The organism is Bacillus sp. AM 13(2015) (genome assembly GCF_001518755.1).
GTDB lineage: Bacteria > Bacillota > Bacilli > Bacillales > Bacillaceae > Bacillus > Bacillus safensis.
The window spans coordinates 1-15017 of record NZ_LKCP01000083.1 but is presented as its reverse complement, the minus strand read 5'-3'; the positions used below and the strand labels follow the sequence as shown (position 1 = coordinate 15017).

15 protein-coding genes and 1 riboswitch are annotated in these 15017 nt (G+C 41.1%); of the genes, 14 read left to right on the top strand and 1 reads right to left on the bottom strand.

Going from position 1 to position 15017, the window contains the following annotated elements; all coding sequences use genetic code 11:
- Positions 1 to 64 precede the first annotated feature (64 nt).
- The 13 genes from AOQ70_RS15205 to AOQ70_RS15145 all read left to right on the top strand — a co-directional run bounded on the left by AOQ70_RS15205 (position 65) and on the right by AOQ70_RS15145 (position 12430).
- On the top strand, positions 65 to 544 hold the full coding sequence (locus AOQ70_RS15205; RefSeq protein ID WP_039179631.1) for a YpuI family protein: 480 nt from the start codon (positions 65 to 67) through the stop codon (positions 542 to 544).
- Between the two features lie 113 nt (positions 545 to 657).
- Positions 658 to 1809, top strand: a complete 1152-nt coding sequence (locus AOQ70_RS15200; RefSeq protein ID WP_041085973.1) for a D-alanyl-D-alanine carboxypeptidase family protein — start codon at positions 658 to 660, stop codon at positions 1807 to 1809.
- A complete protein-coding gene (locus tag AOQ70_RS15195; RefSeq protein WP_039179626.1) occupies positions 1797 to 2384 on the top strand; it encodes a nucleoside recognition domain-containing protein in 588 nt (195 codons plus the stop codon). Before AOQ70_RS15200 ends, AOQ70_RS15195 begins: the two co-directional genes overlap by 13 nt.
- Before the next feature lie 4 nt (positions 2385 to 2388).
- A complete protein-coding gene (locus AOQ70_RS15190; RefSeq protein WP_039179624.1) occupies positions 2389 to 2925 on the top strand; it encodes a spore maturation protein in 537 nt (178 codons plus the stop codon).
- Between the two features lie 135 nt (positions 2926 to 3060).
- Positions 3061 to 3795 (top strand): 23S rRNA pseudouridine(2605) synthase RluB, encoded by a 735-nt coding sequence (rluB, locus tag AOQ70_RS15185; protein WP_024422842.1) that lies wholly within the window; start codon positions 3061 to 3063, stop codon positions 3793 to 3795.
- Positions 3796 to 3885: 90 nt separating this feature from the next.
- Positions 3886 to 4416, top strand: a complete 531-nt coding sequence (resA, locus tag AOQ70_RS15180) for a thiol-disulfide oxidoreductase ResA (protein WP_039179621.1) — start codon at positions 3886 to 3888, stop codon at positions 4414 to 4416.
- A 1-nt stretch (position 4417) separates the two neighbouring features.
- Positions 4418 to 6097, top strand: a complete 1680-nt coding sequence (gene resB / locus AOQ70_RS15175; protein ID WP_039179616.1) for a cytochrome c biogenesis protein ResB — start codon at positions 4418 to 4420, stop codon at positions 6095 to 6097.
- Complete coding sequence (gene ccsB / locus AOQ70_RS15170) at positions 6081 to 7259, top strand: c-type cytochrome biogenesis protein CcsB (RefSeq protein WP_059377123.1); 1179 nt, start codon at positions 6081 to 6083, stop codon at positions 7257 to 7259. The genes resB and ccsB overlap by 17 nt, the downstream gene beginning before the upstream one ends.
- 86 nt (positions 7260 to 7345) lie before the next feature.
- On the top strand, positions 7346 to 8068 hold the full coding sequence (locus AOQ70_RS15165; RefSeq protein ID WP_003215596.1) for a response regulator transcription factor: 723 nt from the start codon (positions 7346 to 7348) through the stop codon (positions 8066 to 8068).
- Complete coding sequence (locus tag AOQ70_RS15160) at positions 8065 to 9846, top strand: ATP-binding protein (protein WP_039179612.1); 1782 nt, start codon at positions 8065 to 8067, stop codon at positions 9844 to 9846. Before AOQ70_RS15165 ends, AOQ70_RS15160 begins: the two co-directional genes overlap by 4 nt.
- Before the next feature lie 202 nt (positions 9847 to 10048).
- Entirely contained in the window at positions 10049 to 10657 is a 609-nt protein-coding gene (sigX, locus tag AOQ70_RS15155; RefSeq protein ID WP_039179611.1) for an RNA polymerase sigma factor SigX, read from the top strand.
- Entirely contained in the window at positions 10569 to 11678 is a 1110-nt protein-coding gene (locus AOQ70_RS15150) for a hypothetical protein (RefSeq protein ID WP_059377119.1), read from the top strand. Before sigX ends, AOQ70_RS15150 begins: the two co-directional genes overlap by 89 nt.
- A gap of 104 nt (positions 11679 to 11782) precedes the next feature.
- Positions 11783 to 12430, top strand: a complete 648-nt coding sequence (locus tag AOQ70_RS15145) for a M23 family metallopeptidase (protein WP_059377117.1) — start codon at positions 11783 to 11785, stop codon at positions 12428 to 12430.
- 35 nt (positions 12431 to 12465) lie between these two features.
- Here AOQ70_RS15145 and serA read toward each other — a convergent pair whose 3' ends face one another.
- Positions 12466 to 14040 (bottom strand): phosphoglycerate dehydrogenase, encoded by a 1575-nt coding sequence (serA, locus tag AOQ70_RS15140; protein WP_024422834.1) that lies wholly within the window; start codon positions 14038 to 14040, stop codon positions 12466 to 12468.
- A 287-nt stretch (positions 14041 to 14327) separates the two neighbouring features.
- Positions 14328 to 14458, top strand: a riboswitch (FMN riboswitch).
- A gap of 183 nt (positions 14459 to 14641) precedes the next feature.
- On the opposite strand from serA, the gene AOQ70_RS15135 reads away from it, so the two are divergent.
- The coding region (locus tag AOQ70_RS15135; protein ID WP_231730884.1) for an ECF transporter S component at positions 14642 to 15017 on the top strand (376 nt) is incomplete at its 3' end.

Here is a 15017-nt window from a genome sequence, read left to right as displayed (position 1 = left end):
TAAAATCTTTTGATGACAGATAAAATGGTGACAAAGCCATGAGGGGAAGGTAAACAAGAAACAGATGGCACATATGAATGTAAAGGCTCAAGTTGATCAAGCAGGCGTCTTTTTATCAAAGGTTGCAATTGAAATGAATGGTTTTCTGAACGAAGCCACCTTATCAAGCTTGAAACAATTAAACCCCGAAGCGGAAGCCTATTATTGTGACATATTGAGTACATTACGGAAGCTTGCAGTGTACAGCGAGGATGCAGCAGCAGTTTGCAGGAAAATGGGGCAGCAGCAGACATTTCCGCAGCAAGCCGCACAGCAGATGCTTCACCGTATTTATCATCAATGTATTGAAGAATTTTTCACGCCGAAAAAGGATACATGGTATGAAGACAGCCGTTCGGCCTATACAGGAAAAAGCAGCATTGTTTTTCACCATGAAGTATCCGCTGATATGAAACAATTATTTTCTTCATTAGAAAAAGACTTTTTAGCGATGAGAGAAGAGCTGGAATATACGACTTCTCATCAACAAGTGAAAATGGTATAAGTAATTCGAAGAAGCGCCTCTACATGTAGAGGCGCTTTTTTTTATGGACGAGGCATCATAACTTTTTCAGCTGAGCATACACTTGTACAAAACGGACAAGGACGTGAATGAACATGCCCTATTTAAAAATTGGAACAGCAGTCCTTCTTCTATTTACACTCTTACTGCCTTTTTCCTCACATGCCAAAGCAGACATTTCGTTATCAGTGAGTGCAAGAAGTGCCATTTTAATAGATGGACAGTCAGGCAGAGTCCTATTTGGAAAGGACGAGCACGAAAAAAGAAGAATCGCCAGTATTACAAAAATCATGACGGCTGTATTAGCTATTGAATCAGGAAAAATGAAAGATACCGTCAAAGTATCAAAACGTGCGATTCAAGCGGAGGGCTCATCCATTTATTTAAAGGAAGGGCAGAAGGTGAGCTTAGAAGATTTGACATACGGGCTCATGCTGCGTTCTGGAAATGATGCAGCTGTTGCCATTGCAGAGCATGTTGGCGGCAGCTTAGAAGGCTTTATTTTTATGATGAATCAAAAGGCGGCTGAACTAGGAATGGAGAATACGAATTTTCAAAATCCGCACGGACTCGATGATCATAAAAATCATTATTCATCAGCCTATGACATGGCGATCCTAACAAAATACGCGATGAAACATAAACAATATCAAAAAATTGCTGGTACGACTTTCTATAAAGCGAAAACAATGGAAGGTTATTGGAAAAATAAAAACAAGCTGCTCACCGGTTTATACGAATATTCAACTGGAGGGAAAACAGGATATACAAAACTTGCAAAACGTACACTCGTCTCCACCGCTGCAAAAGGGGATGCTGAGCTGATCGCTGTGACCATTAATGCGCCGGACGACTGGAAGGATCATATCTCTATGTTTGAATATGCATTTGATCACTACAAAACGTATGTGCTTGCTGAAAAAGGAAGACTTGCTTCGTTAAAAGGGACCTTTTACGAAAAAAAAGCGTTTATCAAGCGTGATGTGGACTATTTTTTAAATGAAGATGAGAAAAAACTTGTCAAAATTGAAACAGAAATGCTCACCCCTAAAAAGAAATGGAAAAAAAACGCCGAAGCCATCCCGGATGTTGTAGGGAAAATGACGATTTTATTAGATGGACAGGTGATCGAGCAATTACCGATTTTTTATGAGAATAAACGAAACCGCATGCCTCAGAAAAGCTTTCAAGAAATGTTTAAGTCTGTCTTTCAGACATCTATAGGCGGATCTTCATGGTCAATCTAATTTGGGTATTTCTCACTGTCATCGGTCTTGTCTATGCGATGTTTAATGGAACGATGCATGAAGTGAATGAGGCTGTATTTAAGGGCTCAAAAGAAGCGGTTACTATTTCAATTGGTCTGATTAGTGTCCTCGTTTTTTGGCTTGGGCTCATGAAGATTGCCGAAGAGGCAGGGTTGTTAAATTTCTTTAGTAAAATGTGCCGGCCCTTTATTTCAAAGCTATTCCCGGATATTCCGCCTAATCATCCTGCAATGGGGTATATTTTGTCCAATCTCATGGCAAATTTCTTTGGTCTTGGGAATGCCGCTACACCACTTGGGATTAAGGCGATGGAGCAGATGAAAGCATTAAATGGCGGAAAAAATGAGGCAAGCCGTTCTATGATTACATTTCTAGCGGTCAACACATCCTCTATCACACTTGTACCAACAACCGTCATTGCTATAAGAATGACCTATGGGGCAGATCAGCCAACAGACATTGTAGGACCAACCATTTTAGCAACACTCATTTCAGGAATCGGTGCAATCCTCATCGATCGTTATTTCCACTATCGCAGAAGCAGGCGGGGGTGATCTTGTGGCATTTATTAACTGGCTGTCACTTGCTTTGATTCCACTGATCATCGCAGGGATTTTGATTGCTGGAACCATTAAAAAGGTACCAACCTATGAAACATTTGTGGAGGGGGGAAAAGAGGGCATTCAAATTGCCTTTTCCATCATTCCCTATTTAGTCGGCATGCTTGTAGCTATTACGATATTCCGTGCGTCAGGTGCGCTTGATTTTGTTATGGGACTTTTAAAACCAGTCTTTACAACGATTGGTTTCCCTCCAGAAGTCGTTCCGCTTGCGTTTATTCGCCCGATATCAGGAACGGCTGCACTTGGAATGACATCAGACTTGATAGCGACGTATGGTCCAGATTCTTTTATTGGCCAGCTCGCGGCAGTCATGCAAGGGTCAACAGACACCACCCTTTACATTTTGACGGTTTATTTTGGAGCAGTCGGTATTAAAAAAATGGGAGATGCGCTAAAAGTAGGTTTGTTAGCAGATCTCATTGGTGTCATTGCATCTGTGATTATCGTCAGTTTGTTATTTAGCGGCGCCTAATCAGGCGCTTTTTTGTATTTCATGGATGGAAAATCGCTTTTTAGCTGAAATTAGACAGACGAAACGCTTATTTTTCCACGAATGCTTGTTTGTTTTAGGTCAAGCAAGTAAGATAGTACATGAGGTGAAAGACAAATGGAACGTTTACAGAAAGTAATTGCACATGCCGGCGTCGCTTCAAGACGAAAGGCTGAAGAATTAATTAAAGAAGGACGAGTTACCGTTAATGGTCAAACAGTGACAGAGCTCGGAGTGAAGGTGGGCTCTTCAGATAAAATTGAAGTCAATGGCTTAAAGCTTGAAAGAGAAGAACCGGTTTACTTTATGCTTTATAAACCGCGCGGCGTCATTTCTGCTGCCGAGGATGATAAAGGACGTAAGGTCGTCACAGACTTCTTTGATGATGTCCCGCAGCGTCTTTATCCAATCGGCCGGTTAGATTATGATACGAGCGGTTTGATTTTGATTACAAATGATGGGGAATTTGCCCATAAGCTCATGCACCCGAAATACGAAATTGATAAAACGTATGCAGCGAAGCTAAAAGGCATTCCATCAAAGGAACTGCTTAGAAAGCTAGAAAAAGGGATCATGTTAGATCATAAAAAAACAGCACCTGCTCGTGCGAAAATGCTTTCTATTGATAAACGAAAGCAAACTTGTATTGTCCAATTAACCATTCATGAAGGCAGAAACAGACAAGTACGCCGCATGTTTGAAGCGATCGGCCATGATGTGTTAAAGCTAAAAAGGGAGCAATATTCGTTCCTTCATATTGAAGGTATGAGACCAGGAGACCGCAGAGAATTGTCTCCACATGAAGTAAAGCGCCTGAGAGCAATTGCCGATCATGGGAAAAGCGCTTTTTAATTTTCACATAAACTTCAAAAAATGAAGAAGCATCAAAAGAAGGAGAATGCTATAATTTACCTGAATGTCTATGGGGAAGGGGTACTTCAGATGAAAAAAAGACGGTTTTTCATACGGACGGGCATTCTCCTCGTGATGCTTGCTGCACTATGTTATACAATGTATAACTCAGTATTTGCCAAACAGGATCGAGTCAAAGAAGGATCTATTGCGCCAAACTTTGTCCTTCAATCTGTGGATGGGGATCGGATTGAATTAAAGGACTTAAAAGGCAAAGGTGTCTTTCTTAATTTTTGGGGTACATGGTGCGGTCCGTGTAAACAAGAATTTCCTTATATGGCGAATCAATATGAAGTGTTCAAGGATCGTGGTGTGGAAATTGTTGCAGTCAATGTTGCGGAATCCAAGATTGCCGTGAAAAATTTTATGGAATCCTATGGCGTGAATTTTCCTGTTGCCTTGGACAAAGATCGTCAAGTGACAGAGGCATATGATATTACGCCGCTGCCAACCACATTTTTAATTAATCCCGAAGGCAAGGTAATCAAAGTCATAAAGGGAACGATGACAGAACGTAATGTCTATGAATATATGAATTTGATTAAACCAAAGGGGTCATAGAATGAAAGAGGTAAAGTGCGAGTGTGGACATATTAATCCAATCGGTACTGTTCTATGTGAATCATGCGGGAATCCCATTGCGGCTAAAGAGAAAAACTCTTCAAAGCTGCTTGATATGAGATATGACGGCAGTGCAAGACGCTCGCAAACATACAACAAAACGATTGTTGATAAAGTATGGAACTTTTTTTCTTCCGTTAAGGTGGGTGTGTGGCTGATTGTCATTACACTGCTCGCTTCTTCGCTTGGAACGATTTTTCCGCAGGAGCGATTTATTCCGCCAGGTGCATCTGCTTCCACGTATTATGAAGAGCAATATGGATCGTTTGGCAAGCTGTATTATACACTTGGATTCCATGATCTTTATAATTCTTGGTGGTTTTTAGCTCTTGTCGCATCAATCGGAATCTCTCTTGTCATTTGCAGTCTCGACCGCGTTATTCCTCTTTATCGAGCACTCAAAAACCAAGGGGTTATCAAAAAAGAAGGCTTTATGAGAAGACAGCGTCTGTTCAGCGAGACAGACAAAACATTAGATCAGCATACATATGAAGGCATCATCAGAGCAATGAAACAAAAGCGTTACCGCGTGCGAGAAGAAAATGGGTATATTTTAGCCGAAAAAGGACGTTTTTCACGCTGGGGACCTTACGTCAATCACATTGGATTAATCATCTTTCTCATTGGATCGATGCTCCGGTTCGTCCCGGGCATGTACGTAGACGAAACGCTGTGGGTCAGAGAAGGTGAAACTGCACCGATTCCAGGTACGGATGGTCAATATTTCTTGAAAAATAATGCGTTTTCAATTGATCGTTATGAAACTGGAAATGAAAAAGAAGTGTTTGAGAATGCCATTGAAAAAGCTGGCGACGGTCAAGTGGTGAAAAGCTATAAAACGGATGCCATCTTATACAAACGTGAAGGAGAAGTTGTATTTGGTGAAAAGCCCAAGCTGAAGCAGGTCACAGAACACGATATCAAAGTGAATGAACCGCTCAAGTTTGACAATTTCTCATTGTATCAAGTGGATTTTAAACAAAATGAACTCGATCAAATGGTCTTTCAGCTGATTCGTAAAGATACAGAAAAATCTTTCGGTACAGTGAAGATTAATCTGCTGGAGCCTAAGTCGGAATATGATCTTGGTAGCGGTTACAAAGTCAAAGTGATGAGCTATCTGCCTGATTTTTATTTTGACGATGATGGAACACCAAGTACGAAAACAAGGAATCCCAATAATCCTGCTTTCGTGTTTGAAATGATTTCTCCTGAAAAACCTAAAGGTGAAAAAAGCTTTGTCGCCATTCAAGAGACAGTAGAGGGTTCTGATAACAATCTATATAAAATGAAGTTTGATCGGGTTGAAACGAAAAACGTCACAGGGTTAACTGTTAGAAAAGATTTAACACTAGGGGTGCTTATTGTAGGCGGAATCATTTTCATGATTGGTGTCGTGCAGGGGATGTATTGGCAGCATAGAAGAATCTGGCTGTCGGCAAAGGATGGAAAAGTATTGGTGGCAGGACATACAAACAAAAACTGGTTCGGCTTAAAGTCCGATCTTAACGTGTTACTGAGCGGCAGTGGCATCAAACAGCCAGTTGATCAAAAAGAGCTGCCTGATACAACAAGTATCAGCAAAAGCAAGGGGGAAGGATTAGATGGCGGCAGTCAGTGAAAATCTGTTATTTGCAGCTTTTCTATTTTATTTAGCGGCAGTTCCTTTTTTTGGTGGTGCCATTAAGGGAAAAAAGAAAGAAGAAGGACCGCGCAGGAATAAGGCGGCACTCATTGGCATTACGCTTACCATCATCGGTTTTTTGAGCCAGCTGGGCTATTTTATTTCAAGATGGATCGCATCTGGTCATGCACCAGTCAGTAATTTGTTTGAGTTCACTACGGCTTTTGGGATGATGCTGGTGCTCGCATTCATCATTTTATATTTTGTGTATCAAGTGTCTGTACTTGGTTTATTCACACTTCCAATCGCTTTATTGATTATTGCCTATGCGAGTATGTTCCCATCGGATATTTCACCGCTGATTCCTTCACTTCAAAGTAATTGGCTTTATATTCATGTGACAACAGCAGCACTTGGCCAAGCCATTTTAGCCATCAGCTTTGTGGCAGGTGTCATCTTTCTATTAAAGCATGTGGATCAAACAAAGCCAGGAAAGAAGACGTTTGGTTTAGAGCTTGTCATGTTTATGATTGTGGTGACACTTGCATTTATCGCTGTCACGTCTATCTTTAGAATGACAGGATATGAAGCGACATTTAATTGGATCGATAAAAATAAAGAAAAAAGTGTGATGGTCTATGAGCTGCCAGCTCTTGTCGGACCTCATAAAGGGGAGCTTGTGACGGAAGATCGTTTGGAGCCGTTTGTTGAGCTGCCGCCTGTTTTTTCAGGCAGAAAGGTCAATACAGTATTATGGTCATTTAGCGTAGGGCTGATTATATACGGACTCATTCGATTGATCATTCGAAAACGACTGAGCGCACTGCTTCAACCGCTAGTGAAACAGGTGAACCTAGATTTAGTCGATGAAATTGGGTATCGGGCTGTTTCGATTGGTTTCCCTGTATTTGCATTAGGCGGGCTGATCTTTGCCATGATCTGGGCGCAAATTGCATGGACTAGGTTTTGGGGCTGGGACCCGAAGGAAGTATGGGCATTGATTACGTTTCTCTTTTATGCAGCCTATCTTCATCTTCGCTTGTCGCGAGGCTGGCATGGTGAAAAGTCCGCTTGGCTTGCTGTGATCGGCTTCGCCATTATTATGTTTAATCTCATCTTTGTCAATCTTGTCATTGCGGGGCTTCATTCCTACGCATAATTACAAGGAAAAGGCCAACTTTTATGATTCAATTCGGCTTTTTGTTAAAATGAATGTAACAACGGAGAAAGCAGGAGGACTGTCTAATGGAACACACAACTCAAACGAAAATATTAGTCGTAGATGATGAGGCAAGAATTCGCCGCCTTTTAAAAATGTATTTAGAACGTGAAAATTATGAAATCGATGAAGCGGAAAATGGTGATGAGGCGATTCAAAAAGGGCTTCAAACCGATTACGACCTCATTTTGCTCGATTTAATGATGCCTGGTACAGATGGAATCGAAGTGTGTAATCAAATTCGAGACAAAAAAGCGACTCCAATCATTATGCTGACGGCAAAAGGAGAAGAGGCCAACCGCGTTCAAGGATTTGAGGCAGGAACGGATGACTATATCGTCAAACCTTTCAGCCCGCGTGAAGTTGTTTTACGTGTGAAGGCATTGCTCAGAAGATCGTCTCAAACGTCTTATCTTAATACTGGGACAACAACAAAAGATGTTCTTGTGTTTTCTCATCTTTCTATTGACCATGATGCCCATAGGGTGACGGCTGATGGCAAAGAAGTCAGCCTCACGCCGAAGGAATATGAGCTTTTATATTTCCTTGCTAAAACACCGGATAAGGTTTATGACAGAGAAAAACTGTTAAAAGAAGTATGGCAATATGAGTTCTTTGGAGACTTACGAACAGTCGATACCCATGTCAAACGACTTCGTGAAAAATTGAATAAAGTGTCACCAGAAGCTGCGAAAAAAATCGTTACTGTATGGGGTGTCGGGTACAAATTTGAGGTCGGCGCTGAATGAAACTGTGGAAAAGTGTTGTAGGAAAGCTATGGTTAACCATTCTTTTCCTCGTCCTGATCGTTTTATCTATTTTAACTGTGCTTCTTTTAGAGTTCATTGAGAATTATCATGTAGAAGAAGCAAAATCTGATTTAACACAAATGGCGAACAAAGTAGCGGTCATTTTAGAAAGCCATGAGGATCAATCGCTTGCAAGATCGATAACATCAGAACTCGCTGACAAATTGACGAGTATTGCGATCATCCAAGAGGACGGGCTAGAGTGGTATTCGTCTGAAAAAGGCGGGAAGCTTCCTGCGATTACAAAGAAACAAATTGAAGCGGACAGAGATTTAAACCAAGCACTGAAAGATCGTAAAAAAATCAGTAAACGTGCAGAACCTGATGCAGGCAATCAAAAAGATGAACGAATTGTAGTCGGTGTTCCATATGAGGCGAACGGAAAAAAAGGCATGGTCTTTCTTTCACAGTCACTCCTCGCTGTAGAACAAACAACGAAACATACGACGCGATACATCTTCTTAGCCGCTGGAATTGCGATTGTACTGACCACTATATTCGCTTTCTTCTTGTCAACACGTGTCACCTATCCTCTTAGAAAGATGAGAGAGGGTGCACAAGATTTGGCGAAGGGGAAATTTGATACAAAGATTCCTATTTTAACGCAAGATGAGATTGGAGAGCTGGCGATCGCCTTTAATCAAATGGGGAAGCAGCTTAAATTCCATATCACAGCCTTAAATCAAGAAAAAGAACATTTGTCTAATATTTTAAGCAGTATGGCTGATGGCGTCATCACGATCAATATTGATGGAACGATCTTGATGACCAATCCTCCTGCAGAACGATTTTTGCAGGCGTGGTATTATGAGCAAAATATGAAGATCAAAGATGGAGATGAACTGCCGCCAGAAGCGCGAGAGCTATTTCATACAGCTGTCAGCACAGAAAAGGAGCAAATGATCGAAGTTACGCTGCAAGGGCGTACGTGGGTTCTTCTCATGTCTCCGCTTTATAATCAGCAGGATGTCAGAGGAGCAGTTGCAGTCCTTCGTGATATGACGGAGGAACGAAGACTTGATAAACTGAGAAAAGACTTCATTGCCAATGTCAGTCATGAACTTCGTACACCAATTGCCATGCTGCAAGGGTACAGTGAGGCGATTGTAGATGATATTGCAGGATCAGAAGAGGAAAAGAAAGAGATTGCGCAAATTATCTACGATGAATCACTTCGAATGGGACGTCTTGTAAATGATCTTCTAGATCTAGCGAGAATGGAAGCAGGTCATATTACACTGAATCTTGAATCAACAGATACGGAAGAGCTGACTGAGAAGATCTACCGCAAGTTTCTAGGGATTGCGAAAGAAAAACAAATCGATCTTACGTATAATATTCAAGTGGATGAACCGTACTTTGTATTCGATCCAGATAAGATTGAGCAAGTGTTTACGAATCTCATTGATAATGCCATTCGTCATACACCAGAGGGCGGAGAGGTTCACTTTTCGGTTCAATCGGTGGAAAACGGGCTGAAAATGGATGTGAAAGATTCGGGAAGCGGAATTCCAGAAGAGGATCTGCCCTTTATTTTCGAGCGCTTCTATAAAGCTGATAAAGCAAGAACAAGAGGACGTTCTGGTACTGGGCTTGGCCTTGCGATTGTGAAGAACATCGTCGAAGCGCATCAAGGCTCTATACATGCTCACAGCAAAACGGGTGCAGGTACACACTTCACCTTCTATATTCCGAGAAAAAAGCAGGAACTCGTCTAATCTTGACGAAGAATCTTGTTACATGAGAAACACTTCTTTTCGAAAGAAAATGAAGTGTTTTTTCTATTTTGAAATTTTTAAGGAGAAGTTAAACAAAAAGCCCTTTCCAAACTGTCGAACTTGTAATATATTTGTCATAAAGTTGTAATGTAACGTTTTATAAGAGTCACTCGACAAAAATAAGTGAACGGAGGGGTTTCCTATGCATGAAACCTTTCAAAAAATATATGATTCGTACCATCAAGATTTGTACCAGTTTTTATTTTATATGGTTAAAGATAAAAATCAGGCAGAGGATCTCGTGCAGGAGGTTTACATTCGGGTACTTCACTCATATAAAACTTTTGAAGGAAGAAGCAGCGAGAAAACATGGCTGTTTTCAATTGCAAGGCATGTGGCGATTGACTGGTTTCGCAAACAGCAAACCATTAGACAACGGGTGCTCGGCACGTTTGATTGGGATAAGCAGGATGTAAAAGATCCAGACTTACTCCCAGACGAACTAGCTGTACAGGATGAAAATACAAAAGAAATTTATGCCGCACTTGATCACTGTACGATTGATCAAAGAGCTGTCATCATTTTAAGGTTTATCCAGGGCTACTCAATCATGGAGACGGCAAAGGCGCTAAAGTTCTCGGAAAGCAAAGTCAAAACAACGCAGCACCGAGGCCTGAAAGTGCTCCGAAAACATATGGAGCTTTTGAAGGAGGAGCTAGTGAATGAAAACGAACAGGTCCGATTGGAGCGAAGAACGAATCAAGGTGTTACTAAGTCAGCTTCCAAAAGTGGAGGACAACCGTTCATCTAAGCAGATATACCAGCAGATGCTGATGGCAAGCGGGAAGAAAAAGAAAAGTGTCAGATGGATCGGTCCAGCGGTGGCAACCGTTGTGGTTTTATTTATGGCGTTTTTAATTTCTCCTCATTTATTTCAGCCGGCAGCTCAAGAACAGCATCAACAGATGAAAATGGAATCAAGTGCTGACAAAGGACAGGCGAATGCCACATTAGAGCCGGTCAAACAAGCAAATGGTACCGCGCACGTTGTTTCTCATGAAGACAAGCAAAAGTATATGACGGTTGCATACATAGATGAATCAACATCTCAAGTGGTTCCCATTAGTATTGAAAAAGAAAATGAACATGACCATTTGCAGGAAATGATGAACACATATGAACAGGTGCAGTTGCCTGAAATGACAAAGCCGCTTCAATCTTATCTTGAGATGGTGGACCTTCGTGAAAAAGGGAATACACTTGTCTTTCAGTTAAAAAATGATTTGTCCCTTGATACGATAAAGGAAGCCAATCGGTTTAAAGATATGGTAAAAGAAACGCTGAAATGGAGCAGGTATAAGCAAGTGGAAGTCAAATCTGTCAAAGGCTCTCAGCTTCAATTAGGGGCAAGTGGAAGCATCGGCAGGGTATCGATTGATAAACAAACAAAGCAAGCTTATTACGTATTAGAAAATAAGAGCGGGACTTTTTTGGTGCCCTCAAAAACGCATTATTCTTCTTATGAAGAGGCGGTAGAGGCCATGAAACGGACGAGTGATTCTGGGCTCGAACCATTAATTAAAGAAGAATCCATTAAAGAAGTGACATCAAAAGGTAAGCATGTGACGATCACGTTTGGAGCATCAGCAAAATTATCGGACTCAATTGATCATATTCTACTCATTGAAGGTCTGCTGCTCACAGCGAAAGATTTTGGTTTTACAGATGTCACCATTCAATATGCAGGAACAGATCAAGTAGGACCTTATGAATTAAACGAACCAATAGAGGTACCGGCTCTGCCGAATCCAGTTGTCATCAAAGATCGTTAAAGGACGCAAGTAAGTCATTGCGTTCTTTTTTAATGTATAGAAAATAGCCTTCTTGCTGTATACTAAGCTGCCATGAAAAGAACCTCAAAGAAGGGGAGTCACTGATGAAAAGGTATTGCTTCATAGGTGCAAGCTGTTTTTTGTTCTTCATCTTAGCACCATTTGCCCATGCGCAGCAGACAAACGAATGGGTGGAGCCAGTGAAAGGAGAAGTCACTGACTTGTTTGGGACAAGGGGCGGCTCGCATAAGGGATTAGATATAGCTGCGCCAGAAGGAGAATCCATTTTTGCTGCAAGTGAAGGTGTGGTTACGCGTTCGTATGTATCGGCTACATATGGAGAGGTTGTGTTTATTCAGCATCCAAACGGATACGAAACCGTCTATGCTCATTTACACGAGCGTTTTGTGAAAAAGGGTGACCATGTACAAGCAGGGCAGCCGATTGGCATCATTGGCAACACAGGAGCCTCTAGAGGCACTCATTTGCATTTTGAGGTACATCGTGGCAATTGGTCAGTCAGCAAAGAGGATGCGATAGATCCGCTCAAAATGATTGCAGTGGAACGTTTCAAAGAGCCAGCTCTTCATGTAAATGGACATGAAAAAAATACATATGTCATTCAAAAAGGGGACACTCTTTGGTCAATAGCAAAGGCGCATGAAATGACTGTGGAACAATTGAAAAAGATCAATGAGCTGACCACTCACCTCATTCGAACAGGAGACCGTTTAATGGTTTCAAAAAAATAAACCTCATGCTTTTGCATGAGGTTTATCACTGTTTTTTAAAGGTCAATCAGGCGGACAGATAGAATATCCTGTACTTCCGTTAATTTTTTCACAATTTCATCCTCTAGATGCTTATCGAACGAAAGCATCATAATGGCTTCGCCGCCTTTTTCTTTACGTCCTACCTGCATTGTTGCGATGTTGACATCATGGTCGCCTAAAATCTGTCCAACCTTTCCAATCACACCAGGTGCATCTGTATGCTGGATGTAGACAAGGTGTCCATCTGGATAAAAATCAATATTAAATCCATTAATAGAAACAACGCGTTCCCCTAGATGCGGGATGTAAGTCGCTTTTAGAGTAAAGGTTGAAAGGTCACCTTTGACTTCAATAGAAATACTGTTTTCGTAGCCAGATTCGCTGGAAGAAATTTTCTCACTAAAGCTAATGCCGCGTTCTTTTGCGACCATTCCAGCATTTACTTCATTCACAGTTGAATCAACGCGCTCTTTTAAAAAGCCTGAGAGGAGACTTTTTGTGATAAAGGATGTTTCGAGTTTTGAAATAGAGCCTTCATAAGAAATGCCTACTTCTTTTACAGGTTCTCTCATTGATTGAGAGACAAGACGTCCAAGTTTTCCTGCAAACTGATGATAAGGCTGAATCTTTTTGAATTCGTCTTTTGTCATCGCTGGTAGATTAATAGATGACATGACAGGAAGGCCTTTGGCAAATTGAAGGACTTCTTCAGATACTTGCGCTGCTACATTTAATTGTGCTTCTTTTGTAGAGGCACCAAGATGCGGAGTTGCAATGACGTGTGGATGATCCACAAGCGGATTATCAGTTGGGGGTTCTACCTCGAATACATCGAGCGCAGCTCCTGCGACATGGCCGCTTTCAAGTGCCTCAAGAAGGTCAGCTTCGTCAATAATGCCGCCGCGTGCACAGTTTACAAGGCGAACACCTTTTTTCGTTTTTGCAATCGTTTCTTTATTGAGAAGTCCTCTTGTTTCTTTTGTTAATGGCGTATGTACAGTAATAATATCTGATACTTCGAGTACTTCATCGAGTGATTTCGCATTGACGCCAATTTTTTCTGCACGTTCCTTTGTGAGAAATGGATCAAACACGTTGACTGTCATGCCAAACGCTCTTGCACGCTGGGCGATTTCACTTCCGATTCTGCCTAAGCCGACAATCCCAAGAGATTTTCCGTAAAGCTCAGCACCAACATATGCACCTCTGTTCCATTCTTTTGATTTGACAGAAATATTGGCTTGCGGAATATGACGCATAAGTGATGAAATCATGGCGAACGTATGCTCAGCTGTCGAGATCGTATTACCGTTTGGTGCATTGATCACAATGACGCCATGCTTGGTTGCTTCATCAATGTCAATATTGTCTACTCCCACACCGGCACGGCCGACAATTTTTAATGAAGTCATTTTTTCATAAAGCTCTTTCGTTACTTTCGTGGCACTTCTGACAAGTAAGGCATCAAACGTGTGTAATTCATCTTCTGCTTCTGCTACATTTTTTTGGACAATTTCAACAAAATCTGATTCTAAAAGTGGTAGAAGACCATCATTGCTCATCTTATCTGAGACTAATACTCGAAACATCGTAAGATTTCCTCCTAAAATAAACGTCATAAATATCTGATAATTTACCATATTCCTTTTCACTGTGTCAATCAAATTAAAGCAGTAAAGTGAAAAAGAAAACACGAACATTTCTTTGTGTCTTTATAAAGAATGAACACCTTTAAACAAAAGATAACCAATTTTTGCGCATTTGTCATTAGAATTTTTGTGTTTTTTACGATTTCTTAAAACTGATGAATTTGCTCAGGATTTTTATCTGTACAAATGCTCATATATCATATATAATGATGTCGAATTGAATAATGATCAATCTTCGGGGCAGGGTGTAATTCCCTACCGGCGGTGATGAGCATAGTCTCTAAGCCCGCGAGCCTTTTTGGCAGGATTCGGTGTGATTCCGAAGCCGACAGTATAGTCTGGATGGGAGAAGATGGAGGTTCATAAACGTTGAAAACAATGATGTTTACACGTTTATTTGTCTAGCCCAATTTCCCCGCTCCTGTTTTTAAGGGCGGTTTTTTTGTGGCTAAAATGGAACAATCCTCTTTTCGAAAGATTTGATCGAAAAGGAGAGAGAATATTGAATCAAAGTAAAGTAAAGCGTTTAGTCGTTACCAGTATGCTCAGCAGTATTTCGTTTGTATTAATTTTATTGGATTTCCCTTTCCCGGGTCTTCCAGCGTATTTGAAAATTGATTTCAGTGATATCCCGGCGATTATCGCAATTTTAATTTATGGACCGGGTGCAGGAATTGCTGTTGAGGCATTAAAAAATGTACTGCATTACCTCATTCAAGGCAGTATGTCCGGCGTTCCAGTTGGGCAAGTCGCGAACTTCATTGCAGGCACATTATTTATCTTGCCAGTCGCCTTTATGTTCAAAAAAATCAAATCAGCAAAAGGGATGGCATGGTCTATGATCGCGGGTACATTGCTTATGACTGTGATGATGAGCATTTTAAATTACTTCTTATTCCTGCCAGCTTACACATGGT

Excerpts from the sequence above, each read along its gene's own strand:
- AOQ70_RS15205 (WP_039179631.1), top strand. The coding sequence starts at position 65 with ATGGCACATATGAATGTAAAGGCTCAAGTTGATCAAGCAGGCGTCTTT.
- AOQ70_RS15200 (WP_041085973.1), top strand. The coding sequence starts at position 658 with ATGCCCTATTTAAAAATTGGAACAGCAGTCCTTCTTCTATTTACACTC.
- AOQ70_RS15195 (WP_039179626.1), top strand. The coding sequence starts at position 1,797 with ATGGTCAATCTAATTTGGGTATTTCTCACTGTCATCGGTCTTGTCTAT.
- rluB (WP_024422842.1), top strand. The coding sequence starts at position 3,061 with ATGGAACGTTTACAGAAAGTAATTGCACATGCCGGCGTCGCTTCAAGA.
- resA (WP_039179621.1), top strand. The coding sequence starts at position 3,886 with ATGAAAAAAAGACGGTTTTTCATACGGACGGGCATTCTCCTCGTGATG.
- resB (WP_039179616.1), top strand. The coding sequence starts at position 4,418 with ATGAAAGAGGTAAAGTGCGAGTGTGGACATATTAATCCAATCGGTACT.
- ccsB (WP_059377123.1), top strand. The coding sequence starts at position 6,081 with ATGGCGGCAGTCAGTGAAAATCTGTTATTTGCAGCTTTTCTATTTTAT.
- AOQ70_RS15165 (WP_003215596.1), top strand. The coding sequence starts at position 7,346 with ATGGAACACACAACTCAAACGAAAATATTAGTCGTAGATGATGAGGCA.
- AOQ70_RS15160 (WP_039179612.1), top strand. The coding sequence starts at position 8,065 with ATGAAACTGTGGAAAAGTGTTGTAGGAAAGCTATGGTTAACCATTCTT.
- sigX (WP_039179611.1), top strand. The coding sequence starts at position 10,049 with ATGCATGAAACCTTTCAAAAAATATATGATTCGTACCATCAAGATTTG.
- AOQ70_RS15150 (WP_059377119.1), top strand. The coding sequence starts at position 10,569 with ATGAAAACGAACAGGTCCGATTGGAGCGAAGAACGAATCAAGGTGTTA.
- AOQ70_RS15145 (WP_059377117.1), top strand. The coding sequence starts at position 11,783 with ATGAAAAGGTATTGCTTCATAGGTGCAAGCTGTTTTTTGTTCTTCATC.
- serA (WP_024422834.1), bottom strand. The coding sequence starts at position 14,040 with ATGTTTCGAGTATTAGTCTCAGATAAGATGAGCAATGATGGTCTTCTA.